Below are 26,414 nucleotides of genomic sequence, written 5' to 3' on the forward strand. Positions count from 1 at the left end.
CCGGCCTCATTTCCACGCATAGCGCAGACCAACCCAGAAACCGCGCGGCGCGCCCGGTCCGACGAACTGTTCGTTGCCCGGATTCGCGCCGTCGAAGGTATGGTTCGGGCCGTTGAAGAAGTTCTCTCCAAGCGTGCCGAAGCTCGCATAGCGCTTGTCGAGCAGATTGGTGACGCTTGCAAAGACCTGCAACTGTCTGGTGATCTGGTAGGACGTGTCGAGGTCGATCAGCAGATAGCCGGCAATCTTGCCGTTCACGTCCTGATTGTTCTCGTCGCCCTGTGCATAGATGCCGCCGCGCCAGGTGAGGTTCGCGCCGACCTTCCACTTCGCGGTGGCCGCATAGTCGAGCTGCAGCTTGACCGTATTCGCCGGAATGCCCGGAAGATGGTCGCCCGGCTTCACGCCGATGTTGCCGTTCGCACCCGCGCTCGAATTGCTCGGGCTGTTCTCGGTCCACGCGGACCGGTAGGTTGCGTCGATATAGCTGTAGCTCGCGGTCAGCGCGAGCGGACCGAGCTGGCTATGTCCCGACAGTTCGAAGCCTTGCCGGCGCGTACGCCCCACATTCTGAAAGAAGCCCCGATTGCTCGCCGCGCCATTGCTGGCGATGAACTCGATGTCGTTGTCGAGCGTGGTCCGGTAAACGGCGGCGCTCCAGGTCGTTGCCTGGCCGACCCGTCCGCGCGCGCCAATTTCAAAGGTCTTCGAGATCACCGGTTGCAGCGATGGGTCGGAAACGAAGTCGTTCGGCAGCGAGCAGGGCGCGGCGGGGTCCGCGCACGCGAGCTCGATTGCCGTTGGCGAGCGCATGCCTTCGTTGTACGTTGCGTAGGCAGTGAATGCCGAAGTCGGATTCCAGTTTATGCCGACAGCCGGATTGAAGCGCGAAAACGTATGGTGACCGTTCAGTTGCGGCTGGGTGCCGCTCGCGTCGCCGATGGTCGCATCAGCCCAGTTGTAGCGTCCCGCGAGCGTCAGCGACCATTGCTTCGTGAGCGATAACGTGTCCTGCAGATAGATGCCGTAGTTGCCGTTATGCGTTTTCGCCGCGGTTTGCTGCGTGAAACCGCCAATGCCGACTGTCGCGCGCGAAGCAGTAAAAACCGCGTCCTGCGACGATTCCGCGTAGCGCGAATTGGCAATGTCAGCCGACACCCCGGCGATGAACTGGTTCTCCATGCCGCCCAGTTTGCCGAGCAGCGTGAGCTGCAGACTCGCGCCGAAGCTGTCGGTGGAGACGACAGATTGCTCGTTGGTCGCCTGCGTGGTGTCGATGCCGCCGTTGTCGTCTATCGAGCCGAAGTTCGGGTTGACGTTGCTGCTCCGGTTGCTGTTGCGCAAGTGCCGGTAATACGCATTGCCGCTCAACTGGACGCTATCGTTGAAGTAATGTTCGCCTGAAAGCGTCACATAGCCCGCGCTGTTCAGGTTCTGGTCGGGATACGTATAAGGTTGCCTGGGATTGCCAAGGAATGAGCGCGGAATGGTCTGTGTGCCGTGCAGATCGTTATCCGCGCCGCCCGCCGACAACGACAGCGTGGTGTCCGCATCGGTATAGCGCAGCTTGCCGAAAATCTGCCGCACGCGGCTCGCATTCTGTTCGGCCCAGCCGTTGTCGTTCGCGACGTTGCCGGTCACGTAGTAATCCAGGTTCTGGCCGATCGTGCCACCCTGTTCGATCTGCGCCGTCTTGCGGCCCCATGAGCCGAGCGCCACTTCGGCCTCGCCGCCGGGGCTCGTCTTGCCGTTCTTCGTCGTGACAGCCAGCGCGCCGCCAAGCGTATTCAGGCCATAAGTCGGATTTGAGCCGGGGATCATCTGGAGCGTGTCGATGGCCTGTTGCGGCAGCACGTCCCAGTTGACCACGTCGCCGAAGGGCTCATTCACGCGCACGCCATCGACGAACACCGAAATGCCCTGCGGTGTGCCGAGTAGCGGCGACGCAGTGAAGCCGCGATAATTGACGTTCATCTGATACGGATTGCCCTGCGCATCGGCGATATCGACGCTCGGCAGATTCTTCGCCAGGTAGTCGGTCAGCGTATTGCGATGCTGCGCTTCGATGTCGCGCGCGCGAACGGTCTGCACATTGGCCGGCACCTGCGCGAGCGGCGTACCGACGCCGAGCAGCGGCGTCGTGCCGACAACGACCACGGGCGCAAGCGTGGTGGAGGGCGTGTCGTCGGTCGGCTGGGCGGCCTGGGCGGAGTTCGAAGCGGAAGCGGGGACCCCCGTTTCCACCTGCGCCCAGGCACCCGCCGAAACACTCGCGAGCGCGCTTCCCAGGCCGAGCATGATGCCTGCACGCCGCCGCAACCCGTATGCGCGGTTGCGTACGCCGCGCGCGCGTGACGAGATATTCATTTTTCTGTCTCCTGCCGCAAGTTCGACGCTTTATCCGCAGCGCAGCCGCGTGGCGGCATACGTAGCGCTTTCTTTCAAGGTGTGCAAAGCTTCGCATGCGCTGTGGCGAGAAGGCTCGGGAGCTTTTCCCGAAATCGCGAGGAAGCGTTCCCAAACTCGTTGCAGCGAAACTTCGTGTCCGATCGGCCTGAGTAGAATGCAAACGTGATGTCGAGCGAATCCAACCAACCTTCGTCAGCGCGTCGCGAGCCGCCGTATTCGGCGGTGGCGCGCGATCTCGCCTGCGTGTTCGCGCTCACGTTGCTCGCGGCCATGCTCGGCTCGCTGTTCGACGTAAGCGAGCGCGCGTATTGGTGGACGCGCGGGCTCGAGCGCTTTCAACTGGATGAATTGCCGCTCACGCTGTGCGTGCTGTCGCTGGGGCTTGCGTGGTTCGCGTGGCGCCGCTATCGCGACACGCGCCGTGAGCTAGCGCACCGCCGCATGCTCGAAAAAGAGGCCGAGCGCCTGCTCGCCGACAACCGGCGCCTCGCCAATCAGGCGTTGCAGGCAGAGGAGGTCGAGCGCCGCCATCTCGCGCGCGAACTGCACGACGAGCTCGGCCAGTATCTCAACGCAATTTCACTCGACGCAGCACGTATTCGCGACCTGTCCGCCGCGCGGGAGCCGGAGGTTCATCGCATATCGCTGGAATTGATGCAGAGCGCGAGTCATGTGTACCGGCAGATCGGCGGCATGATCCGCCGTTTGCGGCCCATCGGTCTGGACGAATTCGGCTTGCCGAGCGCACTTGAACATTGCGTCGACGGCTGGCGCGAGCGGCTGCCCGACGCGTCCTTTTCGCTGACGATAGAAGGCGATTACACGGGCCTGAGCGACGCGCTTACCATCACGCTGTACCGGCTCGTGCAGGAAGGGCTGACCAACGTCTCGAAGTTCGCGCGCAACTCGCGCGTGGAAGTGTTCATGGTGCGCGCGCCGCGCGACACGCATGCACCGGCCGAAAGCGCCCAGAAAAACGGGCCCATCGACGAAATCGTCGTGACGATGGCCGACGACGGCCCGGGCGTAGACCTCGATGCGCCGCGCGCGGGATTGGGTTTGATCGGCATGCGCGAGCGCGTCGAAGCGCTCGGCGGCGAGTTTCATGTCGCGAGCAGGCCCGAGGGCGGTTTCCTCTTTTGTGCGCGCGCGCCCGCTCACGCGGGACTGGCGGAACCGGTGAACTGAAGGCCGAGGCGGCTCGCCATTTGCGCGAGCTGCACGCCGTTGTCCGCGCCGAACTTCTGCCGGATCACGGACTGATGATTGGCCACTGTCTTTTGACTGAGGCCAAGCTTCTCCGCGATGCTCGGCAGCGTATAGCCTTGCACGAGCAGGCGCAGCACCTCGAATTCGCGTGCCGATAACTGCCGGCCCGGCGGACCTTCGCTGAACGCATTGCGCAGCGCGAGCGCCTGCGAAATGTCTGGGCTCAGATAACTCGCCCGTTTCGCGACAATGCGCACCGCTTCGACCAGCACGTCGGGCGCGCTCGCTTTGGTCACGTAGCCGAGCGCGCCTGCGTCGAGCGCGCGACGCACGAAAATCGCCTCTTCGTGGACGCTGAAAATCAGCACGCGCGCATCCGGCTCGCGCGCGAGCATGCGCCGCATCGCTTCGATACCGCTGGCGCCGGGCAGCGATACGTCCATCACCACGACATCGGGCCGCAGCGCGCAGAAGCGCTGATACGCCTCACCGGCGTCGGCCGCTTCGCCGCACACATGCACGTCGGCGTTCAGTTCGAGCAGACGCCGGTAGCCTTCGCGCACCACGGCGTGATCGTCGACGAGCAACACTGAGATGTCCGCCGCTGTCATTGCTCAGCCTCCGGTGTGACCGCCGTCGTTCGGCGCGTGATGTGGTGCGTCGTGCGGTAGCTCGTCAGCCGCGCGCGCGGCGCTCAGCTTGCGCGAGTTGGCGTCGTTGCGGAACACGATGGGTTGCTCGCGCGGCGCATGCGCCGCGGCCGCGAGACGCGTCACGTCGACCACCTTTTCATGCGACGGCGACTTGTCGCAAACCGGATCCGCATTGGCCGCGTCGCCGGTGAGCAGATACGCCTGGCAGCGGCAGCCGCCGAGGTCGCGTTCCTTTTCCTCGCAACTGCGGCACGGCTCCTTCATCCATTGCAGACCGCGAAAGCGGTTGAATGCGTCGCTCTCGTACCAGATCTCGCGCAGCGGCGTGTCTTTCACATTCGGCAGCACGAGTCCGGGCAACGCGCGCGCCGCGTGACAGGGCAGCGCGGCGCCATCCGGCGCGACACCGAGGAACACCGCGCCCCAGCCGTTCATGCAGCGCTTCGGGCGTCGCTCGAAATAGTCGGGGACGACAAAGAAAATCTTGCAGCGATCTCCATGTTCGCGGCGATAACGTTCGACCACCGCTTCCGCTTCGTCGAGCTGTTCGCGGGTCGGCATCAGTTGCGCCTGGTTGTGATGCGCCCAGCCGTAGTACTGCGTGTTCGCGAGTTCGAGATATTCGGCGCCCATCGCGAGCGCCATGTCAATGATCTTGTCGACGTGCGGCAGGTTATAGCGATGCAGCACGCAGTTGAGCACCATCGGAAAGCCATGCCGTTTGATGGATGCCGCGACGCGCTGCTTGAGGTCGAACGTGCGTGTGCTGCTGAGAAAGTCGTTGAGTTCCTGCGTCGAATCCTGAAACGACAACTGAATGTGATCGAGGCCGGCCGCCTTCAGTTCGCCGAGGCGCTGGTCCGTGAGGCCAATGCCCGACGTGATCAGATTCGTGTAGAAGCCAAGCGCGCGGGCTTCGCGGACCAGTACTTCGAGGTCGTCGCGCATCAGCGGCTCGCCGCCCGAAAAGCCCAGCTGCGCGGCGCCGAGCGCGCGCGCTTCACGCAGCACGCGCAGCCACTGTTCCGTGCTCAGCTCGCGATTGTGCTCCGTGTAGTCGACCGGGTTGTAGCAGAACGCGCAATGCAGCGGGCAGCGATACGTCAACTCCGCGAGCAGCCACAGCGGCGGCGGGACGCCGCCCGGCGCGGCTTCGCTCTGCGCGTTCGCAACGGGTTGCGAGAGATCGGTCATCGCGTTACTCCAGCCAGCCGCGCGAGTGCGCTTCGGTCACGAACGCGCGCACTTCGGGACCAAGCCCGGTCGTGCTGAACGCCTGCTCCAGATCGGCGATCAACGCCTCCATATCGCGCGTGCCGTCGCAACGTTTGAGGATTTCCGCCGCGCTCTGATTGAGCTTCACCATTCCTTCCGGATAGAGCAGCACGTGAGCATTCTGCGCGGGTTCCCATTGCAGCCGGAACAGCTTGTTGAGCGCGGGACGGTGGGCGTCGAGCATGTCGTTCATTGCGGAAAGGCCTTTTCGATCGAGTCCAGCATGGTCCACAGAATGTCGAGCTTGAACTGCAGAATCTCGAGCGCCCGTTCCTGCTGATCGCGCCGCGTGAAGTGATCGAGCGTGACTTCGAGGCCGTGCTCCACGTCGCGTTGCGCGAGCGTGATGCGCGAGCGGAAATAAGCAAGACCGGACGCTTCGATCCAAGGGTAATGTTCGGGCCAGCTCGCGAGCCGGTCGCGGTGCACTTGCGGCGCGAACATTTCCGTCAGCGACGAGCACACCGACTCCTGCCACGGCGCACGGCGCGCGAAATTCACGTAAGCGTCGACGGCAAAACGCACGCCGGGCGTCACGTGTTTGAGCGACCACAGTTCGTCGCGCGAGAGGCCGACTGCATCGCCAAGACGCGCCCATGTCTCTATGCCGCCTTCTTCGCCGCCGTAGCCGTCGTGATCGAGAATGCGCTGCACCCAGCGGCGGCGCGTTTCGCGATCGGGACAATTGGACAGCACGGCCGCGTCTTTCAGCGGAATGTTGATCTGATAGTAGAAGCGGTTTGCGACCCAGCCGCGGATCTGCTCGCGCGAGCAGCCGCCGCTATTCATCTTCACGTTGAACGGATGATGAATGTGATACGCCGTGCCCTTTGCGCGCAATTGCGCTTCGAATTCCTCGCGTGTCCAGGCCGGTTCCGCGGCGCGCTCGCCGCTTTGCGCACTGTACGATGCCGCTGTCCCCAAGGTGTCTTTCGCGTTCATGCAATCTCCAGTTCATGTGCGATCCAGGTGCGACTCATGTTCGACGCGCGCTGCATGGTCATGCCTCACAGTTCGAAGGTCATGCCGTCGTGAGCGACTTCAATTCCGTGTTCGGCAAGAATGCGCCGCTCGGGGCCGTCTTCGACGAGAATCGGATTCGTGTTGTTAATGTGGATCAGCACCTTGCGCGTGTCCTTTGCGCCGAGCGAATCGAGTACTTCAATCATGCCACCAGGCCCCGATTGCTGCAGATGACCCATATCCGCCGCGGTTTTCTGCGAGAGGCCGAGGCGGATCATTTCGTCGGCGGTCCACAGCGTGCCGTCGACGAGCAGCAGGTCCGCTTCGCGCATCGCGGCGAGCACATGGGCTTCGATTGCGCCCAGGCCCGGCGCGTAGAACATACGCTTGCCGCTCTGCAGGTTCGTGAAGACGAGCCCGATGTTGTCGCCGCGCTCCGGCGCGTTGCGATGCGGCGAGTAGGGCGGCGCCTTGCTGGAGAGCGGCAGCGCGTCGATGCGTACGCCGGGCAGCGCGTCGACGGCAAGCGGCGCGCCATCCAGCGCGATACGGCGATGTTCGACGCCACAGTAGTGCGAGAGGATCGGCGCAATCGGAAAGCCGGTCGACAGGTCCTGCCAGACAGCGTCGGTCGCGTGAAGCGGCAGCGGCGTGTTGCGCTCGCGCAGCATCAGAAGGCCGGTGACGTGATCGATCTGCGCGTCGATCACGAGCACCGCTGCGATGCCGCTGTCGCGCGCGCGGCGGGCCGGTTGCAGCTCAGGGTTGGCGGCGATCTGCGTGAGCAGGTCGGGCGACGCATTCACAAGAAGCCAGTCCTCACCGTTTGCGCTCACTGCAATCGACGATTGTGTGCGGCGCCTCGCCTTCAACGTGCCGCGCCGCACGCCGTCGCAATTGCGGCAGTTGCAGTTCCATTGCGGAAAGCCGCCGCCCGCCGATGAGCCGAGTACCTTGATTTTCATGCCGCGCGGCGCAGCGTGCGCCCCTCTTGAGTGGATGGAAGGAACATGGTTGCAAGCGCATGCGCCACGCGCGCATGCAAAGCCGGATCGCTTGCGAGATGGCCGGCGCGCACGCATTCGACGCGGGCAGCCGGAACCGCGCGCGCGAAGCGCTGCAGGTTGGCCGGCGGACACACCGGATCGCGCGAGCCGTGTACCGCGGCAAGCCGTACGCCCGCTGCGGCGGCGTGCCGCGCGAGCGACAGCACGCGCGTTTCTCCAAGCCAGCAGCGATGCATCAGGTAATGCGCCTGAATGCGGTACTTGTCGACGAGCTTGCGCGTCTCCTTGCGCGAGTGTCTGGCCGGCAGGAGCTGGCGCCGCGTGTCCGCACTCGCAAGCACTGCGTTTTCATAGCCGCGCCATGCGAGTGCGAGCGCGCGCTGTTGCGTCCCGCTCGCCAGGCCGGGTTGCAGCCGCGCGTGACAGCATGCGAGCAAAGCAGCGGGCCGCGTGCAATGCGCGGCGGCGCTCAGCTTTGTCCATGCGCGCGGCGCGCGCTTGCGTGAGCCGACGAACAGGCCGCGAACCTCGCGCATCGACGTGAGAAAGAGGCCGCGCAGGACTACGCCGGTCACCGCTTGCGGATGCCGTCCCGCATAGGCGAGTGCGAGCGCCGCGCCCCATGATCCGCCGAGCACGCCCCAGCGCTCGATGCCGAGCCGCATGCGCACCGCTTCGATGTCTTCGATCAGCCGGTCGGTGCGGTTGCGGCGCACGCCGCCGCGCGGCGCCGAGTGCCCGGTTCCGCGTTGGTCGATCAACACCACCTTGAAGCGCGTGAGATCGAAAAGCCGCGTTGCCCCCGGCTGGCTGCCGCTGCCTGGTCCGCCGTGCAGAACGACGACCGGCACGCCGTCGGCGGCGCCCGCAACCGTGAAGGACACGCGGTGCGCGTCGCGGGTGCGCAGCGTACGGCTTTTCTGCGTCGGCATGCCCGGCGTTTGCGGTACGCCGTGCGACGAGCCGGACCCCGAGCGTGAGAATGTGCGCGCGCGTCTCACGGCAGCATCCTCGCGAGCAGATTGTCGCGGTCGATCCACTGATGCTTCAGTGCGCCCGCCACATGCAGCACGATGAGCGCGATCAGCACATATGCTGTCACCTCATGAATGCCGAAGAAAAGTTCGCGCAGGCCCGCATCGTCCCAGCCCCACTTCGGCAGAGGCAGGCCCCAGAAGCGCGTGCCATAGCGGTTGAACGACGAACCCAGATAGCCCGACACGGGCATCGCCACCATTGCTACGTATAAAAGGCCCTGCGTAGTGCGCGCGGCGGCGCGTTGCCACGGTCGCATCGGCGGCAGCGGCGGCCGGTGAAAGGCCACACGCGCCGCGATGCGCAGAAGCACCAGCAGGAAAACCGTCAGTCCGATGGATTTGTGAATGCTCAGAAGCGTCGCCTTTACCGGCAAACCCTTCGGCAGTCCGACCATATAGAGCCCGAGCGCAAGCAGGCCGATGATGCCGAACGCAATTAGCCAGTGCAGCGCGATCAGCGAGCCGGCGTAGCGCGGCGTGGATGGGTCTGCGCTACGCGGTGCGGAAGTATGCGCGGTCGTCATCTCTGCCTCCCTGGTTAGCCCACCACGAGTATCTCGCCGCGCCCGTCGACGGCGGCGTCGCCTGTATAGCGGCGCGGCAGCGGAGCCGCGCGCCACTGCGAGAACGGCGCGATTTCGCCCGCAAGACTGCGCACGAGCAACGACCAGAACACGTCGAAGCCCCGGCCGCCGTCGGCGAAGGTCGGCGGCAGATAGGTGGGACGCTGCGCAAGCAGCAGGGTTCCGCGTCTCATACCGTATGCATAATGCGCGCCCACTTTGCCGGCAATGCCGACGGTGCCCGCCACCAGCCGCGACGCCGCGAAGTCGCCGGCATTGCCGCCCACCAGCACGAGCCCGCGACGCATCCTGTCGGCAAGCCGCGCGCCCGCATTGCCGTGGATGCTCAGCGTGCCGCCCGTCATTCCCTCCATGTCGCCGGCCAGCGCGCCCGCTGCGAAATCGCCGCAATCGCCCGCCACCGTGAGGCGTCCGCCGCGCATTTCGCAGGCGGTGAAGTGGCCGGCGTCGCCGTCGATACGCAACACGCCGCCTGCCATCTGGAAGCCGCTCTGATTGCCCGCTGAGCCGCGCACGATCAAATGCCCTTGCGTCATGCGCGCGCCGAGACGGTCGAGCCAGGGGACGGCGTCTTCAATGACGAGCGCGGGCTGCATGTCCATCGCGTCCATCGCATCCGTCGCGTCCGACGCTGCATTGCCGCTGCGCGACACGTCGAACACATCGGCGACGACGCAACGATCGTTGCCCGCGGGCAGCGCGAGGCGCTCGATCTGTGCGACTGCAAGCGTCGCTAGCGATGCGGGCAGCAGCGCCGATGCATCGACGCGAAAACCGGGCGCTGTGCGCACCCGCAACGTGGTCACGACGCTCATGCGATGCTCCCACCGAGGCCGGCCGCCAGTTGCCGAAGATGGAAGTGATAGGGGCCGAGCTTGCCGCCGTAATTGCCGGCGGAGATGCGCAGCAGGCCGCCCGCGCGCCCGAGGGCCGCCGCAGCGACAATGCCCGCCGTCATCGCCGCGCCGACGTCCGCTTCAGTGAGTCCGTCGATCACGATCTCGAGCACGCAGCCCACTTCGGAGCTGAGTTCGCTGCGCGCCGAGAGGCCGGTGAGTGTCGGGCAGAACGCGTCGTTGGTTGACGCGGTGGCGCCTTTGTACTTCGAGCCGACTTTCGATCCGGAACGCACGACGCCGCCCGGAAACGGCATGATCACGTTCGGCAGCCGGCGCATCGCGGCGACGGCGGCCTCCGCGGCGGCGAGCGCCGCGTCCATGTCGCGCGCGAGCAGGATCAGATTGCCGCCGCCCACGGCCTTCACCGTGGGCGCGGTTTCTTCGCAGACGAACTCGCCGTCCATCACCGGCACGCGCCAGTAACGCGTGTCGCCCAGCATCTTCGCAATCTGCCAGCCGTCGCCGAAAAAGCGCAGGTTCTTGCCGAGCGGCGCGAGATCGGACAGCGGCGCGCGGCTCGTTTGCGGGTCGATGCCGCGATACACAGCCGTAGTCGGACATGTGAGCACGCATTGCCCGACACGCCGTTCAATCTGCTTCGCCAGTTCCTTCGACGACACCGCGAACAGCAGCACCGCAACGCCAGGCCGGCCGTCCGGCGTTTGCTCGCGCTCGAGCGTGCATTCGACGCCGGCCTCGCAGCCGCAGCCGATCACCGAGGTCGCGAAGCCGGTCAGCGAGTGCGCGGCGTGCATCGCCCACGCCGCCGTATGCGCGGTGATGACGAGCCGCGTCGCCTTCATTGGAAACGCTTCCGCGAACGTGGCGTCGATCGTGGTGCCGTTGATCAGGAGGGGCGACGTGTCGATCATCGTGTGCGGGTCACCGTTCGGGGCAGCGATGTCAGCCATATGAGCCATGTCAGCCGTGCGCGAAACATTCGACGGGCAGGAGCCTGCCGCCGCGGCAGCAGTTGCAGACCTCGTCGTCGCTGATCGCGGCGTGCGCGAAGTTGCTCGCGAGATTCGCTTCGCTGTACGCGCGCACGCGCTTCTCGATGCCTCGGTCGAACTCGGGCGAGACGAAGTGAATGCCGCCCGTCGGCGTCGAGACGAGCGTGCCGTCGCGCGCCACCAGATGGCCGTCCTTGAACACATACGCGGGCGACGTGAACATCCGCTCGCGGTCGGGATCGTCGCGATACACGGCGATGTCCGCCGCCGCGCCCACGCCCAGATGGCCGCGGTCGCGCAGGCCGAGCAGACGCGCCGGTCCCGCGCGCGTGATGATCGCGATCTCGTACAGCGAGAACTCGCGCGTCAATTGCGGCAATGCACTCGCCACCTGTGCGTCGGCATGCAGCTTTGCGAGCTGCTCGTCGCGAAACGATTTGTCCATCAGCAGACGAATCAGATGCGGGTAGCTCGTGAACGGGCCGCCGTTCGGATGATCGGTGGTCATCGCGACGCGCCATGGGTCGTCCACCAGCAGAAAAATTTCTAGCCCGATGATCCACTGCAACGCATTCACATAACTCTGCTCGCGATAGCGGAACGGCACGACGCCGCAGCCCGCGTCGCATTCGATATCGCCGAGCACCCACTTGTGCGGCCGCGCGAACGGCGCATTGCGGAACTGCATCATGGTGTCGCCTGAAGCGGTGACGGTCTGTCCGAAGATGATCTGGCCGACGTCGATCGACACATTCGGCCGCGCGTTCACGGCTTCCGCGATGCGCCGCGCGCCCGACGAAAACTTGAGCGGCCCCTCGGTGCCGTAGCTGTGAAACTGGATATGCGTGAGATGGACGGGCAAGCCGTCGGCGGCGTCCATGGTCGCGATGGTCGAATCGATGTTGCCCGGCACGCCGAGATTGCTCGCGTGCACATGCAGCGGATGCGGCACGCGCAGCTCGGTGAGCGCGCGCGTCAGCGTGTGCAGCACCTCGCGCGGCGTGATGCCGTAGTGAGCGTGCGGTTCGTCGACATCGAGCGAGCGCTGGTTGAACTTGAACGCCGAGATGCCGCCCGGGTTCACCACCTTCACGCCGAGCGCCTTGCTCGCATGAATCGTCCAGCCGACGTAGTCGCGCAGACGCTCGAAGTCGTCGCGCGCGGCGAGCATTTGCAGGAAGAGCTCATCATTGCCGAGCATCACGTACGCGCCGTGATCGATGATCGGCGTGTCGCCCATTTCGAGGTGCGTATGGCGAGCGTTGGACGCAATCATCGCCGGTTCGAACGCCGCCGTGTAGCCCATTTCGGCGTAGCGGTAGCCGGTTGCGAGCGTGCCCGGCGTGCAGACGCCGCAAGAGGGTAGGCGCAGATAGCGGCCGTTCGGATCCTGCACGGATTCGTAAGCCGCGTCGCGCACCGGATCGTCGCGATGGTCTTCGGGCAACAGCAGCCGCGACAGATTCGTCTTGCCGCCGCCAATATGCGAATGCATGTCGATGCCGCCCGCCATCACGATCATGCCGGAGGCGTCGTACTCGCAATCCGCCGGAACATTCGCGGGGACGTCGACGATGCGGCCGTCGCGGATCGCGAGGTCGCGGCGCTCGCCGTCGACGTTATTGGCCGGGTCGAAGATGGTGCCGCCTTTGAGCCGGATGAGCGTCATGGCCGCGCCTGCGGGGAAGAGGCGGACGGAGTGGCTGGCTGGATGTCCGGCCCGGCATCACTTCCAGGCGCGCAGAGCAGCGCCGCAAGTTGCGCGGCGACCGTCGCCACTGACGGAATCCCGGTGCCGCGCGCGGCCGCGAGCGGCATCACCACCGAACTGTCGACCCTGAACAGATGTCCGCCGCTGTCGACACCGGGCGTCGCAACCGGAATGAACACGGTGTCTTTACCGCGTGCCGCCGCCATTTGCGCCAGAGCCGGGTGGCCGAGCACGATGGCCGGCACATCGTCGGCAAGCGCTTGCGGCCACGCGGGCGGCGCGAAACTCGCGACCCACAGCAGCGCGTCGATCTCGCCGTCAGCGAGCAGGCTTTCGGTGCGATAGCGATATGGATCGTAATCGAGCGGCGCGCTGCCCGCCCTGCGCGCCGGCCCCGACACGCGAGTGCGAAGCGGCAATCCCGACAGCCAGGTCACCGTCTGATTGACGGTCAATGCGCCGTCATCGCCGCCGAGCGCGAGGCCGCCCGCGCGCGCGCTCAGATTCGACGCCTTGACGATGCGGTTCAACGCTTCAATCAGCAGTGCCGCATGCGGGGCCGGCAACGCAGCGGGCTCGTAGACGAGCACTGTGTAGCGCGCTGCGTCGATGCGAGCCTGAAGCGCCTGCAATACGGCAAGCGTCTCTTTCACCTCCGCTGCATTGGCCACGTCCTGATGCAACGCGGTCGGCGGACGCCTGTCGCTGATCGTGGACCACAGCGCGAGCGTATCGAACGGATCGAACGCATCGGCGTCGGCGAGAATCGATTCGACACGCACGTTCTCAAGGCGGCTTGCCGCCGGATCCGCTTCGCAGCCGATGAACACGAGTTCGCGCGGCGTCGGCATTCCTTCAACCGTGCGTGTGAAAAAGCGCGGATAGCGCCGCGACGGCTGACAGCCGAAAAACAGCAACAGATCCGCCCGCGAGCGCACTTCGGAAAGCGTCGTAAAAAACGAGCCGCGGTCCTGAAGCGCAAGCGTCGCCGCGCTCAGCGCGTCGCCATGCTGGTGATCGAGGATCGCGCCGCAGCCCGCGGCCAGCGTGTACAGCGCGCGAGCGCCGGCCACGTCGGTGGCGAGGCCGCCGAACAAAGGCCGCCGCGCCGTCGAAAGAATATGCGCGGCCCGCGCGAGCGCCGCGTCGAAGTCCGCGTCGTGTCCGTCGATGCTCGCACGGCATCGCGCATCGTCAGCGCCATAACAGGCGAGCGCTTGCATGAGGCGCGGGCAGTCGGTGTTCTGCGCGACAAGCGTGGCGTCGCCATGCGACTCCATTGCAAGGTCATCGCAGAGCAGCGGGCAGAACGGGCAGGTCCAGTCGCGTGCGATCGACGAGGCGGGCGCGTGGGCCGCGCCCGAGGGGCTGGTCGTCGACGGATCGGTGGGCGAGAGGTGCATGGGCCGACTTTTAGCAAGCTCCATGCCGATGCGTTTCGTCATGCCGCGACAGCGTGCGTTGCAACGCATCGCGTATGTCATGTCCCACTTAAACCATCGCATGGCCGGGGCATCGCGCGGCTGGCCACATTCACGGTACGCCGCGCTATTGCGTCACTCTGGCGCAACGCACAGGTTGTGTGTCGTTCTGGAGCAGAGTGTCACCCGCGGCTCGTCAAAGCGCGATAAAGCTTGCCGATTGTTTACCGCCACACCCTTTCCGCCGATTGGCATAGAACTTGTTTTGCTGCCCTACGTCGACGCGGCGAGCGGCATGCCGATGCGGCGGTCGTGCAGCGCGGATGCGACAAGCCACGCACCGGCGCCCGTGCGAGCCGCGGCCGCCATGTCGTCGCGGTCGCGAATGCCGCCGGCGCCGATCACCTCCGTACCGGCAGGAGCGTCCGCACGGATGCGTTCGAAGGTGGCGAGATCCGGGCCGTCGTAGCTGCCGACCTGATCGAGCGTCATCGCGATGACTCTGCGCGGCCACCAGGAGCGCGCGGGCTGTGGGCCTTCGCGAACGGCAGCAGCGCCGAGCAGCTGGCCGGCGCGGTGGTCGAGCGAGAGGATCGGCGCGAACCCGTCTGCTTCGGCGGCGCGCAGTGCACGAATGTCTTGCAGTGATTCCGTGCCGAACACCGGCACGAGCGTCGCGGCAAACTGCGGCTTGGGCTGGCCGCTTGCGTCGATGCGCGCGAACAGCGCAAGCATCGACGCGCAGTCGGCATAACCCGCGTCGAGCCAGATGTCGATGCCGGGCAGCGCGGCGCGCAACGCGGCAAGCGTCTCGACGTGAGCGCGCTGCTGAAGGATCGCGCCGAGGTCGGCTATATAGAGCGTGCGCGCGCCGCTTGCAGCAAGCAGCGCGCGGGCGATGTCAAGCGGCTCGCTGGTGGCGGCCAGCGACGAACGTATTGGCAGATAGGCGGTCCGTTCGCCGCGCACCGCGCGCACGACGTAGCCGTCGAGCAGATCGAGAACCGGTATCACCTGCATAGGGGCGCATCCTTTGACCAAGATCTTTGTCTTCGAGTATCTCACCGGCGGCGGTATCGACCCCGCGCTGGCCGGTGCCGCGAGCCTCGCGGACCTGAGCGCGTTGGTCGTCGAAGGCCGCGTGATGCGCGATGCACTGGCCGCGGACCTGCGCAAGCTCGACGGTGTGCAGGTGAGCATTGCGAGCTCGCGCTTCGAAACTGTGGACCCCGCGCTCGCTCATTGTATGGCTGCGCCGGGCGAATCGATGACGGCCTTCGTCGCGCGTGCGGCCCGCGAGCACGACTACGCGTGGATCATCGCGCCCGAGTGCGACGGTTTGCTGCTGCATCTGTACGACGCGGTCGGCGCGGCGCGCTGGCTCGGCTGCGCGAAGGAAGCGATCCGGGTCGCGTCGAGCAAGAGCGCGACCGCCGCGTGCCTCGCGGCACACGGCATTGCGACGACGCCGGCCATCGAGCCAGGCGAGGCGGCTGAACACGCGGGCAGCAAGTGGGTCGTCAAACCGGACGACGGCGCCGGCGGACTCGACACCTTCGTGTTCGACGACTTCACCCAGGCTTGCGCCGAATACGACGCGCGCGCGGCCGCGGCGCGCAATCCGGTGCTGCAGGAGTGGGTGGACGGCGAGCCGCTGAGCCTTTCGCTGATCTGCGACGGCGCGCGCGTCGAACTCGTCAGCATCAACCGGCAGCGCATTGGTCTGCGCGAGAGCAAGGCGCCGGGGCAGCACGCGAGCATCGTCGAATTCGACGGCGTGACGGTCAATCAGATCGACGCGGCCAGCGACGAAGGCAACGCGCTGCGCGAACTCGCGGAGCGCGTCGCGAAGGCGATACCGGGGTTGCGCGGCTTTGCCGGGATCGACGTGGTGTGGCATCCGTCGCGCGGACCTGTCGTGATTGAAGTCAATCCGCGCCTGACCGTGGCTTATGCGGGGCTGACGGCCGCGCTTGGGCGCAATCTGTCGGCGGCATTGCTGGCGGCGCATGGCGTGCGGATTCACGCGCACGAGTCCAGCGAAACAAATGCATTGAGTGAGGCGGCCCCAGCTACCGCGGGCTCGTTCGACGCTCACTCTGTTTGCGGAGCACAGCCATGAACACACCACGCATGGAGTCCGTGGGCCGCGCGCCGGTGTTCGGCTGGGACGTCGGCGGCGCGCACGTCAAAGTGTCGATGAGCGGTGCCGGCGGCGTGCTGCTCGACGTCGGGCAATGGGCCTGTCCGTTGTGGCAGGGGCTCGAACATCTCGAACGTACGATCGACCTGGTGTTCGAGCGCTGGCCGGTCGCGAAGACCTACGCCGCGCTCCACGCGGTGACGATGACCGGCGAGATGGTCGACCTGTTCGAGGACCGCGCGCAGGGCGTGCGCGCGATTGCCGCCGCGCTGGCGCAGCGGCTCGGGCCGCGCGTCGCCTTTTACGCGGGCGAGGCCGGCTGGTTGACGCGCGAGACATGCGCGGCCGGCTGGCGCAGCGTCGCGTCGGCGAACTGGCTGGCGACCGCGCGCTGGATCGCGACGCGTGTGCCGAATGCGCTGCTGGTCGACATCGGCAGTACCACTACCGACATCATTCCGGTCGCAAACGGGCGCGTGGTCGCGCGCGCATCGACGGATGCCGGGCGGCTCGCGACCGGCGAACTCGTGTATCAGGGCGTGGTGCGCACGCCGCTGTGCGGGATTGCGGGGCGTGTCGAATTCGGCGGCGCGGCCGTCAACGTAATGAACGAATGGTTCGCGACCACCGCCGACGTCTACCGGCTCACAGGCGAACTCGCGCCGCAATACGACCTGTACCCGAGCGCCGACAACGGTCCGAAGACCGAATTGGCGAGCCGCAGACGGATCGCGCGGATGATTGGCCGCGACGCGCATGAAGCGAGTCCCGCCGAATGGCGCGCGTTTGCGTTGCGCTGGCGTGAACTGCAACTGCGCGAGATCGGCGCGAACCTGATGCGCGTGACGGCTGTGCATCCCGAACTGGCGGCTGCGCCGCTCATCGGCGCCGGCTGCGGACGATTTCTCGCGGCAGCGCTCGCGCGGGAGGAAGCGCGCGGCTATATAGATTTCGGCACGCTCGCGGGCGGCACGGCCGATCAGGCCGAGTGGGCCGCGACCTGCGCGCCGAGCGTGGCCGTGGGGCTGCTTGCGTCGGCGCGCGATGTCGCGGCGGGTGAGGGCGCTTACGATGCCGACGCGGCGTTTCGGGCAGCGTGAGGAGTTGACCGACGGGCAACGGGCGCGGCGACTGCCGCGCGCGAAACAAGCGGCAGCAGCGGCAGAAGCTGCGCCAACATCACAACCCAGACTCGCCAACCCGGCGACCCAGGCTCAGGAGGCCAGCACACGAGCAAACCAGCAGCACAGCGGACAAGGAAACGAGGTTAATCGCAAACGAGGACAACGATCATGTGGGTGGTCAAGATCGGGGGCAGCCTGAGTCACGAGCCGGCGCTGCGCCAGTGGCTCATGGAGCTATGCGAGGTGGGGGGCGGGCGCATCGTCATCGTTCCCGGCGGCGGCGATTTCGCGGACAAGGTGCGGCAATACCAGAGCGAATGGTGTTTCGACGATCTCGCCGCGCACAACATGTGTCTGCTCGCGATGACCCAGTACGCACTCCTCATGCAAGGCGTGCTGCCCGAACTCGTGCTTGCATCGAGCGAGGCGAAGATCCGCCGCGCGCTGCGCGACGGCCATGTCGCCGTGTGGGTGCCGACCGCGTTGATGCGCGACACGCCCGACGCAATGAGCAACTGGGACACGACCTCGGACAGCCTCGCCGCGTGGCTCTCGACGATGCTCAACGCCGAGCGGCTGATCGTCGTGAAGTCCTGCCCGATAGCGGGAAACGAGCGGCTCGACACACTCGCGGCCTCGGGCGTGGTGGACCGCCGCTTCGTCGATTACGTGAACGAAGCCAACTATGTGGTGGAGTTGTTCAACAAGGACAACGTCGAATTGATGCGCGACCGGTTGTTGAATACGCCGGTGATCTGAATGCGAGCTTGCGCCTGCTATAAACGGCGGCGCACGCAACGGCATGGCGGCGCGGGCGCTGCTGCCGCGCTGCGCGCCCAGCAGACCTTCCGCGCTGTTCACACGCGGACTGCTCCCGCTGCGGTGGAATCCGCCGCGAAGCCCGCAGCACGAACGCTACCCGAGCGGCTGTGCAGCGCCTCAGCCCATTGTGCGACGCGTTGCGGATCGAGCCGCGAGCGTCGGCCATCGACGCACAATGCCGTGCGAAAACCCGCCACGTCCGGCGAGAGCGCGTGAATCTGCTCGAGCTCCGGCCAGCCGAGCGAGCCGGCGAGCCCGCAGATCGCGCCTCGTTCGCGGGTGAGCCGCAGCCACCGTGCGAGCGAATCGCTGTCCACGTGATCGAATAGCGTGCTGCCGTCCTTGGCCGATGTGTCGAACATCACTCCGGCAAAGCCGAGCGACGCGGCGTGCACGACCAGTTCGTCGTCCATGCCGCCGTCGCACAGCAGAACCGGCACCACTGCGGCGGGCAGATTCGCCAACTGTTCGACGCAGCGCCATGCCGCCGGGCCAGGCGTCACGCCCACTTTCACGTAATCGACGCCCGTATCGCTCACTTCGATCACGCGTGCGGCGATTTCATCGAGCGCTTCGGGCGGCTGGTCGCCAATCGTCGCGCTGATCGGCCTGACCGGATAGCGGGCGCGAAGCTCGCGGACAATCCGCGCGATGTCGCCAATCGACAAACCGCCCAGCGCGCCCATGTTCGGCTCCTTGAGGTCGATCAGGTCGGCGCCGGCGCGGGCGGCGTCCAATGCTTCGTCGTGCGAGCGGACGCTCGCAAGCAATGCCGTCATCGGTGTTCTCCGAAAAAAGCGGAAACAGCGGGAGAGATAGCGACTACGCAGCGAATCATGCAGCGGATCAAGCGGATTCAGCGGATTCAGCGGATTCAGCGGATTCAGCGGGTTCAGCGGGTTCAGCGGGTTAGCGGATCAAGCGGCCCGCCCGCCGGGCGCCGCAAGCCGCTCGCGGTGCCGCGCGATAGCCGACGTGAGCCAGCCCCACGCGGTGCGCTCGGCCTCGCCGGCGGTTTTGTCTATGGCGATCTGCAGATAGGCCATCTCGCGATCGACCTTGTCGGCCGGCAGCATGAAGAGCCGGCTCACGAGAATCGCGCCTTCCACGACCGCTGCCTGCGCGCGGTTGAAACCCGCAAACGGCGCATGCGTTTCGCGGTGCACGCATTTCATTCGCAGCACTGGGCGCTCGTTGTCGTCGCGCAATTCGTGCAGTTCCAGCTCCGCATGCGCGAGCGATTCGGCGAGTCTCACGCTCGCGACGCGGCTCGCGGCGAGCGTCGGCCATTCGGTTGCGCAATGCGTGACGCAGCCCGCGAACACGCGGACGTCGGTGGTGAAATTCAGAACCGCCGCACGCGTGGCGACGATATTGTCCAATGTAACGGACGGACGAAAGGGCGACAGGATGACAAAGTCGCCCTCATAACGGGCTCCCATCGGCGCGACATGAGGACGGCCATCGCACGCTGCGGTAGTGACGATCGTTTCGTGGATCATGGATGGGAACGCGTGTCGTGGCAGCGCTTCGGGCCGCCCGTGTTGCTGACGATTAACAATCGATCCGCAGAGGGGCCGCATTACGCGGCCCATGCGGGCTTAACGCGTAGCGATATACATCGTGATTTCGAAACCAAAACGCATATCGGTGTAGCTCGGAGTCGTCCATTGCATAGGTGCTTCCTCCATCGGTTGAAACAGCGTCATGCCGTCGGCCCGGCAGGGTGCCGGACTTCATGGGCATGATCGGCGACGCAAGGTCCGTGCCGGACCGGCGACGGCAACTTGTGCGGCCAATGCCCCGCCGCGCTCCGGTTTTCGCCGGATAGCGCAAGGGGGCTAGCCCGCGCGCCGCGCGAAGCCGGGACGGCATTTCGTGCGGCGCACTGTTCCGATAATGCAGCAAAGTGTGCCACCAGGGATGAAAGACCCTGGTGCGGGTGTCGTTACATGTCGGATTCAAAAGGACGCGCCGCTCCTTTTTCAGGGACGGGTCGTCGCTCGCCATCAAAATTTACAGTTTGCTTTAGCTCTCAAGGTAGGTTTCCAGGTCCTCCTTTAAGGATTGCGAAACGCAAGAAATCAACCATGACTGAGACACGTCCAGGCTGCGACAACGCTCGTTGTCCCATCTGTTACCCGAACTGGAAGGAGAAGGAAGAAGTCGCAAGGCGCAGGGCCTCAGACGATAGGCAGGACTGCATTGACTGCTGGCTCAATCTGCAAAAGCGTGCGGAGGCGATAGCGTCCAGCCCTGATCCGATAGCGCGCAACAGGCGCATCAATGCCGCCTACGCTCAGCTATGGTGGGACGACCGCCGCTTTCAATGGGCGGGTCTCGCAGCGTTCGCCTCAAAGCAGGTCGGATGTGGCCTGCTCAATGCAGCCGAAATGATCAAAACGTCGAATCGGCAGCGCGACGCATACCAGCGCTGGGAGCGGGATGCATCACCGCTCGAAAGAATGTCACCTTACGGCAGTCCGCGCATGCCGATACCGGATCAGGTGTCGGGCGAAGCCGCGGCGAAGGTGTACCAGATGCTCGGCAAGGGCAACACGGCCTTGTTTCTCGACATCTGGCCGTTGCACATGTTCTACAAGCAGTTCGGGCTTGCGCGCTTGAAGCGCTGCCTGCCGGAGAGACCATTGATCAAACATTCCGTGCGCTGGCCGATTGGCGAGTCTGTTCCGTTCGGTACGCCGCGCAAGGAAATAGAAGACGGGTTCGCTGCAATCGACCGTGGCGATCTCAAGCGAAGCGTCGCGTCTCTCGCACGTCACGAGCAACTCAATATCTTGCAACCGGCCATGTCCAACGATCCGATGTTCGTCAATCTGTTGCGCGCAAATCAGCTTGCGTGGGCATTAAATATTCCGACCGGCTCTGCACAGCAGATCCAGTTGACTCTCGCGAATAAATGCACCGTAACTGGCGCAAACGCGCAGATCGAGATGTTCAGCAAGCTGCCGCTCGCCAACCTGGCCGACCCCGCCCAAAGAATGGCCTTTGTCTTGCGCGCCGCTGACCGATTTGACGAATTGCTTCACCAGCCACTGGAAAAGCACGACGTGGCAAATTCCATCTACCTGATAGCCCACATGAAATGAACATGCGAAAACGATGCCTTGCATCATTCATCGGGGCTTGCGGTGTTCTGCTCGCGGCTATGGTGTGCTGGATCGCATATCGCTTTGCTAATCCTGCCGACGAGGTCATGCTGATGCTCGGCGAGCCCTATGAGCAGGTGCGCAAGCACTCGCGTTCGACGTTACCGCCCGTTCAGGCCGGGATAAGCTGGATGGGGGCGTTGACGCGTCCCGGACGATTGCGGTTCAGCGACCCGCAGTACGGCTTCACGACGCCACCGTCCCGTTTTTTTTCAGTCCGATACGATGAGGAGGGAAAGGTTGAGGGCGTAATCCTGTCGCCCCAGACGGAGGCGTTGCCCCTCGACGAATCCCTTGCCATCGTTATGAACTTGCAAGACCAGTTGCGGCGCGCGGGCTGGACGGCATTTCAGGCTAGCCGCTGGCGTCCCATGGCTGATACCGCTGAATTTCGTCGGTCCATTCGAAACTGCGACGATCCGACTTCGTATTGGAACGGTGGTGCCGCTTATCAGATTGGACTGGATATCAGATGCTTCCGGCCTGAGGCGGAGAACAAGGAGCGTTTTCTCGTCACGCTAGATCTGACTCCAACCTGGATGAACGACCGCCCCGGCGAATGATGCCGATTGACCGGGCATCGAAGCCGCGTTCAGCCCACGTGTCAAAACCGCATTCCACCATACGCGACAGATAACGGATCGATTAAGTCTGCCAAATAAAATCGTGAATTCCCGTTGATGACGGCCTTGCCTACAGTGCACACAAGCGCTTCGTTCTTCCGGCAGCGCGCCTGTCCACCATCGAGGAAACGTCATGAACGATTTCAGTCAACCGGCGATCGAGTCCCTCCACAAGCCGCGCAATGCGGGCGATCCCCGCGAGCGTTATGCCGCGGGCGTCATGAAGTACCGCGAGATGGGCTACTGGCAGCCGGATTACACGCCGAAAGACACGGACGTGATCGCGCTTTTTCGCATCACGCCGCAGCCGGGCGTCGAGCCCGAGGAAGCGGCCGCTGCGGTGGCCGGCGAATCGTCGACGGCGACGTGGACCGTGGTGTGGACCGACCGCCTGACCGCATGCGACATGTACCGCGCAAAAGCCTATCGCGTCGATCCGGTGCCTGCGTCCAACCCGAGTGAGCCGCAGTACTTTGCGTACATCGCGTACGAACTCGATCTGTTCGAGGAAGGCTCGGTCGCGAACCTGACCGCGTCGATCATCGGCAATGTGTTCGGCTTCAAACCGCTCAAAGCGTTGCGCCTCGAAGACATGCGCATACCTGTTGCTTATCTGAAGACGTTTCAGGGACCGCCGACGGGAATCGTCGTCGAGCGCGAGAGGCTCGACAAGTATGGCCGCCCTCTGCTTGGCGCAACCGTCAAGCCGAAACTCGGGCTGTCGGGGAAGAACTATGGGCGAGTCGTCTATGAAGGTTTGCGCGGCGGCCTCGATTTCCTGAAGGACGACGAGAACATCAACTCGCAGGCTTTCATGCACTGGCGCGACCGTTTTCTCTTCTCGATGGAAGCGGTGAACCGTGCGCAGGCCGAAACCGGCGAGGTGAAAGGCCACTACCTGAACGTGACCGCGGGCACGATGGAGGACATGTATGAGCGCGCCGAATTCGCGAAGGAACTCGGTTCATGCATCGTCATGATCGATCTGGTGATCGGCTGGACCGCGATCCAGTCGATGGGACGCTGGGCGCGCAAGAACGACATGATTCTCCATCTGCATCGCGCGGGACACAGCACGTACACGCGTCAGCGCAATCACGGCATTTCGTTTCGCGTGATCGCGAAGTGGCTGCGCATGGCGGGCGTCGATCACGCGCATGCGGGTACGGCGGTCGGCAAACTCGAGGGCGATCCGCTGACGGTGCAGGGCTTTTACAACGTGTGCCGCGAGGCGCGCAACGAAGTCGATCTGTCGCGCGGCATTTTCTTCGACCAGCCGTGGGCCGGCTTGCGCAAGGTGATGCCGGTGGCCTCGGGCGGCATTCACGCGGGGCAGATGCATCAACTGCTCGATCTGTTCGGCGACGACGCGATCCTGCAGTTCGGCGGCGGCACCATCGGTCATCCGGGCGGCATTCAGGCGGGCGCCGTGGCCAATCGCGTCGCCCTCGAAGCGATGGTGAAGGCGCGTAACGAAGGGCGCGACATCCGTCAGGAAGGGCCGGACATTCTCGAAGCCGCGGCGCGCTGGTGCGGGCCGCTCAAGCAGGCGCTCGACACGTGGCGCGACGTGACCTTCAACTACGCGTCGACAGATTCTCCGGATTTCGCCGCCACGCCGACGGCGGCTTGAGTAGCTCGAGTGGCTTGCGTGGCTCAAGTGGCTTACGTGGCCGAAGCGGCCGAAGCGGCCCACGCGCCTTAAGCGGCGCATCGAAACATTCATGATGCGGATTCGCAGCAGTGCCGCCGCACTGCGCGTGAGACCGTGTCTGCCGGCTGAACGTTGCAGTCAATCAATCGCGAGGTACGTCATGCGTATTACACAGGGCACCTTTTCCTTCCTGCCGGAATTGACCGACGAGGAAATCAGTTTGCAGATCGGCTATGCGTTGAGCCAGGGCTGGGCCTGCTCCGTCGAATTCACGGACGACCCGCATCCGCGCAACACGTATTGGGAAATGTGGGGGCTTCCGATGTTCGACCTTCACGACGCGGCCGGTGTGCTCCAGGAAGTGAAGGCGTGCCGCTCGGCGCGTCCCGATCACTACATCAAGGTCAACGCGTTCGACTCGGTGCGCGGCTTCGAGACGATGCGGCTGTCGTTCATCGTGAACCGGCCGGATGAGGAGCCGGGCTTCCGCCTCACGCGCGAGGACGGGCCAGCACGCGTGCAACATTACGGGCTCGCGGGCTACGCGAGCGACCGGCCTTCCGGCGCACGCTACGGTACGGAGCGCTGAGCCATGAACCTCGCGCTGCCGCCGAACATCGATCTCGCCGCGCTCTATCGCGACTCGGGCATCGGCGAAGTGCTCGCGGAACTCGACCGCGATCTCGTCGGCCTCGCGCCGGTCAAGACGCGGATTCGCGAGATCGCCGCGCATCTGCTTGTCGAGCGCGCGCGCGAATCGCTGGGTCTCGCGAGCGGTGCGCCGACGCTGCATATGTGTTTCTCGGGCAATCCGGGCACCGGCAAGACCACGGTTGCATTGCGCATGGCCGAGGTGCTGTACCGGCTCGGCTACATTCGCCGCAATCATCTGGTATCCGTCACGCGCGACGATCTGGTCGGCCAGTACATCGGCCATACCGCGCCGAAAACGCGTGACGTGCTCAAGCGTGCGATGGGCGGCGTGCTCTTTATCGACGAAGCGTATTACCTGTACCGTCCGGAGAATGAGCGCGATTATGGTCAGGAAGCCATAGAAATTCTGCTGCAGACCATGGAAAACCAGCGCGACGATCTTGTTGTGATTCTCGCCGGATACGCGTCGCGAATGGAAGTGTTCTTCGAGAGCAATCCCGGTTTTCGCTCGCGTATCGCGCATCACATTACGTTTCCCGATTACGGCGACGCCGAATTGCTCGACATCGCCGAGCGCATGCTCGCGACCATGCATTACCGCTTCGACGCCGACTCGCGGCGCGCTTTCGCGGACTACCTCGCGTTGCGCACACGTCAGCCGAATTTTGCCAATGCGCGCTCGGTGCGCAATGCGCTCGACCGCTCGCGGCTGCGCCAGGCCAATCGTCTTTTCGCGAGAGCGATGGAGGGCGCCGCGCCCATCGACGCCGCCGCGCTGACGCTGATCGCTGCGGCGGATATTCGCGCGAGCCGCGTGTTTGGCGAGCCGCTTGCACCAACTGACGAACGCGCTGCGTCCACCGCTGCGTCGAACACCCGCGCGCCCGACACGCCCGACACGCCCGACGCGCAACGCCCGGCCACCGCACCGCCAGGCTGAAACAGAACAACCTCAGGAGATCGCCATGCAAGACGGACGCACGACCCTTTCGAAGTTTCTCATCGACACACTCGACCGCCAGCCTTGCACGGCAGGAGGGGTGCAGAACGCGGGCCTCTCCGCGCTCCTGATCGACGTAGCCGCGGCCATCAAGTCGATTTCGGCGATGCTCACCAAGGGCGCGCTCGGCGGCCATTACGGCTCGGCGCACAGCATCAACACACATGGCGAGGAGCAGAAGAAACTCGACGTGGCCACGAACGAAATCTTCGTGCAGCACTGCGAGTGGGATGGACTTCTCGCCGCAATGGCCTCCGAGGAAATGGAGCATGTCTACACGATTCCGCAAGCCTATCCGCGCGGCGACTATCTGCTTGCGTTTGATCCGCTCGACGGTTCGTCGAACATCGACATCAACGGCGTGGTCGGCTCGATCTTCTCGGTGCTGCGCAATGTGGACGAAGCTTGCCCCGATACGCATGAGCCCGTCAGCGAGTCTTCCTTCCTGAGGCCAGGCCGCGAGCAGGTGGCGGCGGGTTATGCGATCTACGGTCCTTCGACCATGCTCGTGCTCTCGGTAGGCAGCGGCACGCATGGCTTCACGCTCGAGCGCGACATCGGCAATTTCGTGCTCACGCATTCGAATATCCGCATTCCCGCGGATACGGCGGAGTTCGCGATCAACGCGTCGAACGAGCGCTTCTGGGAGCCGCCGGTGCGCCGCTACGTGCAGGAGTGCAAGGACGGACGAACCGGCTGCCGTGCCGAGGACTTCAACATGCGCTGGATCGCCTCGATGGTCGCGGAGGTGCATCGCATCCTGATGCGCGGCGGCGTGTTCATGTATCCGCGCGACTCCAGAACGCCGGGTATGGAAGGGCGCCTGCGGCTTCTGTATGAAGCGAACCCAATGAGCTTTCTGGTCGAGCAGGCGGGCGGCCTTTCGATTACGGGCCGCGAGCGCATTCTCGACGTCGTGCCCCCTGCGCTGCATGGCCGCGTGCCGGTGATTCTCGGCTCGCGCAACGAAGTGGAGCGCATCGGCCGCTATCACGGCGAATACGACCGTGGCGAGGATCAGCCTTTTACGTCGCCGCTCTTTGGCCGACGCTCGCTTTTCCTGCCGGGTTTTACGGCCTGATTGCGCGACCCGGGTTCGCGTT

26 protein-coding genes are annotated in these 26,414 nt (G+C 64.9%); 10 read left to right on the top strand and 16 right to left on the bottom strand.

Annotation, left to right across the window (positions count from 1 at the left end; genetic code table 11):
• Positions 1-6 precede the first annotated feature (6 nt).
• Entirely contained in the window at positions 7-2,367 is a 2,361-nt protein-coding gene (locus A3AC_RS0102645; protein WP_025597035.1) for a TonB-dependent receptor, read from the bottom strand.
• A gap of 207 nt (positions 2,368-2,574) precedes the next feature.
• Here A3AC_RS0102645 and A3AC_RS0102650 point away from each other — a divergent pair, with 207 nt between their 5' ends.
• Positions 2,575-3,597 carry a histidine kinase gene (locus A3AC_RS0102650; RefSeq protein WP_025597036.1) on the top strand — a complete coding sequence of 341 codons (1,023 nt, stop codon included), beginning with the start codon at positions 2,575-2,577 and terminating at the stop codon, positions 3,595-3,597.
• On the opposite strand, the gene A3AC_RS0102655 is transcribed toward A3AC_RS0102650, so the two are convergent.
• The 12 genes from A3AC_RS0102655 to A3AC_RS0102710 all read right to left on the bottom strand — a co-directional run bounded on the left by A3AC_RS0102655 (position 3,567) and on the right by A3AC_RS0102710 (position 15,141).
• Entirely contained in the window at positions 3,567-4,229 is a 663-nt protein-coding gene (locus A3AC_RS0102655; RefSeq protein WP_025597037.1) for a response regulator, read from the bottom strand. The two genes, A3AC_RS0102650 and A3AC_RS0102655, sit on opposite strands and share 31 nt — an antisense overlap.
• 3 nt (positions 4,230-4,232) lie before the next feature.
• Entirely contained in the window at positions 4,233-5,465 is a 1,233-nt protein-coding gene (pqqE, locus tag A3AC_RS0102660) for a pyrroloquinoline quinone biosynthesis protein PqqE (protein WP_025597038.1), read from the bottom strand.
• Positions 5,466-5,469: 4 nt separating this feature from the next.
• Entirely contained in the window at positions 5,470-5,739 is a 270-nt protein-coding gene (gene pqqD / locus A3AC_RS0102665; RefSeq protein WP_025597040.1) for a pyrroloquinoline quinone biosynthesis peptide chaperone PqqD, read from the bottom strand.
• Positions 5,736-6,488: a pyrroloquinoline-quinone synthase PqqC gene (gene pqqC, locus A3AC_RS0102670; RefSeq protein WP_025597043.1), complete on the bottom strand. Its 753-nt coding sequence runs from the start codon at positions 6,486-6,488 to the stop codon at positions 5,736-5,738. The genes pqqD and pqqC overlap by 4 nt, the downstream gene beginning before the upstream one ends.
• A gap of 65 nt (positions 6,489-6,553) precedes the next feature.
• Entirely contained in the window at positions 6,554-7,474 is a 921-nt protein-coding gene (gene pqqB / locus A3AC_RS0102675; RefSeq protein WP_025597045.1) for a pyrroloquinoline quinone biosynthesis protein PqqB, read from the bottom strand.
• Positions 7,471-8,448 carry an alpha/beta fold hydrolase gene (locus tag A3AC_RS0102680; protein ID WP_051361577.1) on the bottom strand — a complete coding sequence of 326 codons (978 nt, stop codon included), beginning with the start codon at positions 8,446-8,448 and terminating at the stop codon, positions 7,471-7,473. The genes pqqB and A3AC_RS0102680 overlap by 4 nt, the downstream gene beginning before the upstream one ends.
• A gap of 65 nt (positions 8,449-8,513) precedes the next feature.
• On the bottom strand, positions 8,514-9,077 hold the full coding sequence (locus A3AC_RS0102685) for a cytochrome b (protein WP_025597049.1): 564 nt from the start codon (positions 9,075-9,077) through the stop codon (positions 8,514-8,516).
• 14 nt (positions 9,078-9,091) lie between these two features.
• Positions 9,092-9,952 (bottom strand): formylmethanofuran dehydrogenase subunit C, encoded by an 861-nt coding sequence (locus tag A3AC_RS0102690; protein ID WP_025597051.1) that lies wholly within the window; start codon positions 9,950-9,952, stop codon positions 9,092-9,094.
• Positions 9,949-10,908, bottom strand: coding sequence for a formylmethanofuran--tetrahydromethanopterin N-formyltransferase (gene fhcD / locus A3AC_RS0102695; protein WP_025597053.1), 960 nt, complete (start codon positions 10,906-10,908; stop codon positions 9,949-9,951). Before fhcD ends, A3AC_RS0102690 begins: the two co-directional genes overlap by 4 nt.
• Before the next feature lie 49 nt (positions 10,909-10,957).
• Positions 10,958-12,658, bottom strand: a complete 1,701-nt coding sequence (locus A3AC_RS0102700; protein ID WP_025597054.1) for a formylmethanofuran dehydrogenase subunit A — start codon at positions 12,656-12,658, stop codon at positions 10,958-10,960.
• Positions 12,655-14,103 carry a formylmethanofuran dehydrogenase gene (locus tag A3AC_RS0102705; RefSeq protein WP_025597055.1) on the bottom strand — a complete coding sequence of 483 codons (1,449 nt, stop codon included), beginning with the start codon at positions 14,101-14,103 and terminating at the stop codon, positions 12,655-12,657. The genes A3AC_RS0102700 and A3AC_RS0102705 overlap by 4 nt, the downstream gene beginning before the upstream one ends.
• 291 nt (positions 14,104-14,394) lie before the next feature.
• Positions 14,395-15,141, bottom strand: coding sequence for a HisA/HisF-related TIM barrel protein (locus A3AC_RS0102710; RefSeq protein WP_025597057.1), 747 nt, complete (start codon positions 15,139-15,141; stop codon positions 14,395-14,397).
• Positions 15,142-15,154: 13 nt separating this feature from the next.
• Here A3AC_RS0102710 and A3AC_RS0102715 point away from each other — a divergent pair, with 13 nt between their 5' ends.
• The 3 genes from A3AC_RS0102715 to A3AC_RS0102725 all read left to right on the top strand — a co-directional run bounded on the left by A3AC_RS0102715 (position 15,155) and on the right by A3AC_RS0102725 (position 18,147).
• Positions 15,155-16,243 carry an ATP-grasp domain-containing protein gene (locus tag A3AC_RS0102715; RefSeq protein ID WP_025597059.1) on the top strand — a complete coding sequence of 363 codons (1,089 nt, stop codon included), beginning with the start codon at positions 15,155-15,157 and terminating at the stop codon, positions 16,241-16,243.
• Positions 16,240-17,364: a hydantoinase/oxoprolinase family protein gene (locus A3AC_RS0102720; RefSeq protein ID WP_025597061.1), complete on the top strand. Its 1,125-nt coding sequence runs from the start codon at positions 16,240-16,242 to the stop codon at positions 17,362-17,364. Before A3AC_RS0102715 ends, A3AC_RS0102720 begins: the two co-directional genes overlap by 4 nt.
• Positions 17,365-17,556: 192 nt before the next feature.
• Positions 17,557-18,147, top strand: coding sequence for an amino acid kinase family protein (locus A3AC_RS0102725; RefSeq protein WP_025597063.1), 591 nt, complete (start codon positions 17,557-17,559; stop codon positions 18,145-18,147).
• A gap of 98 nt (positions 18,148-18,245) precedes the next feature.
• On the opposite strand, the gene A3AC_RS0102730 is transcribed toward A3AC_RS0102725, so the two are convergent.
• From A3AC_RS0102730 to pqqA, 3 genes are all read right to left on the bottom strand, one after another.
• Complete coding sequence (locus tag A3AC_RS0102730) at positions 18,246-18,989, bottom strand: (5-formylfuran-3-yl)methyl phosphate synthase (protein ID WP_025597065.1); 744 nt, start codon at positions 18,987-18,989, stop codon at positions 18,246-18,248.
• Between the two features lie 138 nt (positions 18,990-19,127).
• Positions 19,128-19,712, bottom strand: coding sequence for a DUF447 domain-containing protein (locus A3AC_RS0102735; RefSeq protein ID WP_025597067.1), 585 nt, complete (start codon positions 19,710-19,712; stop codon positions 19,128-19,130).
• 99 nt (positions 19,713-19,811) lie between these two features.
• A complete protein-coding gene (gene pqqA / locus A3AC_RS31150; RefSeq protein WP_013342881.1) occupies positions 19,812-19,886 on the bottom strand; it encodes a pyrroloquinoline quinone precursor peptide PqqA in 75 nt (24 codons plus the stop codon).
• A 276-nt stretch (positions 19,887-20,162) separates the two neighbouring features.
• On the opposite strand from pqqA, the gene A3AC_RS0102745 reads away from it, so the two are divergent.
• The 6 genes from A3AC_RS0102745 to A3AC_RS0102770 all read left to right on the top strand — a co-directional run bounded on the left by A3AC_RS0102745 (position 20,163) and on the right by A3AC_RS0102770 (position 26,392).
• Positions 20,163-21,320 (top strand): DUF2515 family protein, encoded by a 1,158-nt coding sequence (locus A3AC_RS0102745; RefSeq protein ID WP_232231881.1) that lies wholly within the window; start codon positions 20,163-20,165, stop codon positions 21,318-21,320.
• Between the two features lie 2 nt (positions 21,321-21,322).
• Positions 21,323-21,943, top strand: coding sequence for a hypothetical protein (locus A3AC_RS0102750; RefSeq protein ID WP_084515383.1), 621 nt, complete (start codon positions 21,323-21,325; stop codon positions 21,941-21,943).
• Between the two features lie 193 nt (positions 21,944-22,136).
• Positions 22,137-23,636, top strand: coding sequence for a ribulose-bisphosphate carboxylase large subunit (locus tag A3AC_RS0102755; protein ID WP_025597073.1), 1,500 nt, complete (start codon positions 22,137-22,139; stop codon positions 23,634-23,636).
• A gap of 181 nt (positions 23,637-23,817) precedes the next feature.
• The gene (locus tag A3AC_RS0102760; protein WP_025597075.1) at positions 23,818-24,246 is read left to right on the top strand and encodes a ribulose bisphosphate carboxylase small subunit; all 429 of its coding nucleotides are present in this window, start codon (positions 23,818-23,820) and stop codon (positions 24,244-24,246) included.
• A 3-nt stretch (positions 24,247-24,249) separates the two neighbouring features.
• The gene (cbbX, locus tag A3AC_RS0102765; protein WP_025597077.1) at positions 24,250-25,251 is read left to right on the top strand and encodes a CbbX protein; all 1,002 of its coding nucleotides are present in this window, start codon (positions 24,250-24,252) and stop codon (positions 25,249-25,251) included.
• 25 nt (positions 25,252-25,276) lie between these two features.
• Complete coding sequence (locus A3AC_RS0102770) at positions 25,277-26,392, top strand: class 1 fructose-bisphosphatase (RefSeq protein ID WP_025597079.1); 1,116 nt, start codon at positions 25,277-25,279, stop codon at positions 26,390-26,392.
• Positions 26,393-26,414: the final 22 nt, after the last annotated feature.

This window comes from Burkholderia sp. WSM2230 (genome assembly GCF_000472445.1).
Taxonomy (GTDB): Bacteria; Pseudomonadota; Gammaproteobacteria; order Burkholderiales; family Burkholderiaceae; genus Paraburkholderia.

Coding starts and splice junctions, on each gene's coding strand:
- A3AC_RS0102645 (WP_025597035.1), bottom strand. CDS start 2,367: ATGAATATCTCGTCACGCGCGCGCGGCGTACGCAACCGCGCATACGGG.
- A3AC_RS0102650 (WP_025597036.1), top strand. CDS start 2,575: ATGTCGAGCGAATCCAACCAACCTTCGTCAGCGCGTCGCGAGCCGCCG.
- A3AC_RS0102655 (WP_025597037.1), bottom strand. CDS start 4,229: ATGACAGCGGCGGACATCTCAGTGTTGCTCGTCGACGATCACGCCGTG.
- pqqE (WP_025597038.1), bottom strand. CDS start 5,465: ATGACCGATCTCTCGCAACCCGTTGCGAACGCGCAGAGCGAAGCCGCG.
- pqqD (WP_025597040.1), bottom strand. CDS start 5,739: ATGAACGACATGCTCGACGCCCACCGTCCCGCGCTCAACAAGCTGTTC.
- pqqC (WP_025597043.1), bottom strand. CDS start 6,488: ATGAACGCGAAAGACACCTTGGGGACAGCGGCATCGTACAGTGCGCAA.
- pqqB (WP_025597045.1), bottom strand. CDS start 7,474: ATGAAAATCAAGGTACTCGGCTCATCGGCGGGCGGCGGCTTTCCGCAA.
- A3AC_RS0102680 (WP_051361577.1), bottom strand. CDS start 8,448: ATGCCGACGCAGAAAAGCCGTACGCTGCGCACCCGCGACGCGCACCGC.
- A3AC_RS0102685 (WP_025597049.1), bottom strand. CDS start 9,077: ATGACGACCGCGCATACTTCCGCACCGCGTAGCGCAGACCCATCCACG.
- A3AC_RS0102690 (WP_025597051.1), bottom strand. CDS start 9,952: ATGAGCGTCGTGACCACGTTGCGGGTGCGCACAGCGCCCGGTTTTCGC.
- fhcD (WP_025597053.1), bottom strand. CDS start 10,908: ATGATCGACACGTCGCCCCTCCTGATCAACGGCACCACGATCGACGCC.
- A3AC_RS0102700 (WP_025597054.1), bottom strand. CDS start 12,658: ATGACGCTCATCCGGCTCAAAGGCGGCACCATCTTCGACCCGGCCAAT.
- A3AC_RS0102705 (WP_025597055.1), bottom strand. CDS start 14,103: ATGCACCTCTCGCCCACCGATCCGTCGACGACCAGCCCCTCGGGCGCG.
- A3AC_RS0102710 (WP_025597057.1), bottom strand. CDS start 15,141: ATGCAGGTGATACCGGTTCTCGATCTGCTCGACGGCTACGTCGTGCGC.
- A3AC_RS0102720 (WP_025597061.1), top strand. CDS start 16,240: ATGAACACACCACGCATGGAGTCCGTGGGCCGCGCGCCGGTGTTCGGC.
- A3AC_RS0102725 (WP_025597063.1), top strand. CDS start 17,557: ATGTGGGTGGTCAAGATCGGGGGCAGCCTGAGTCACGAGCCGGCGCTG.
- A3AC_RS0102730 (WP_025597065.1), bottom strand. CDS start 18,989: ATGACGGCATTGCTTGCGAGCGTCCGCTCGCACGACGAAGCATTGGAC.
- A3AC_RS0102735 (WP_025597067.1), bottom strand. CDS start 19,712: ATGATCCACGAAACGATCGTCACTACCGCAGCGTGCGATGGCCGTCCT.
- A3AC_RS0102745 (WP_232231881.1), top strand. CDS start 20,163: ATGTCGGATTCAAAAGGACGCGCCGCTCCTTTTTCAGGGACGGGTCGT.
- A3AC_RS0102750 (WP_084515383.1), top strand. CDS start 21,323: ATGCGAAAACGATGCCTTGCATCATTCATCGGGGCTTGCGGTGTTCTG.
- A3AC_RS0102755 (WP_025597073.1), top strand. CDS start 22,137: ATGAACGATTTCAGTCAACCGGCGATCGAGTCCCTCCACAAGCCGCGC.
- A3AC_RS0102760 (WP_025597075.1), top strand. CDS start 23,818: ATGCGTATTACACAGGGCACCTTTTCCTTCCTGCCGGAATTGACCGAC.
- cbbX (WP_025597077.1), top strand. CDS start 24,250: ATGAACCTCGCGCTGCCGCCGAACATCGATCTCGCCGCGCTCTATCGC.
- A3AC_RS0102770 (WP_025597079.1), top strand. CDS start 25,277: ATGCAAGACGGACGCACGACCCTTTCGAAGTTTCTCATCGACACACTC.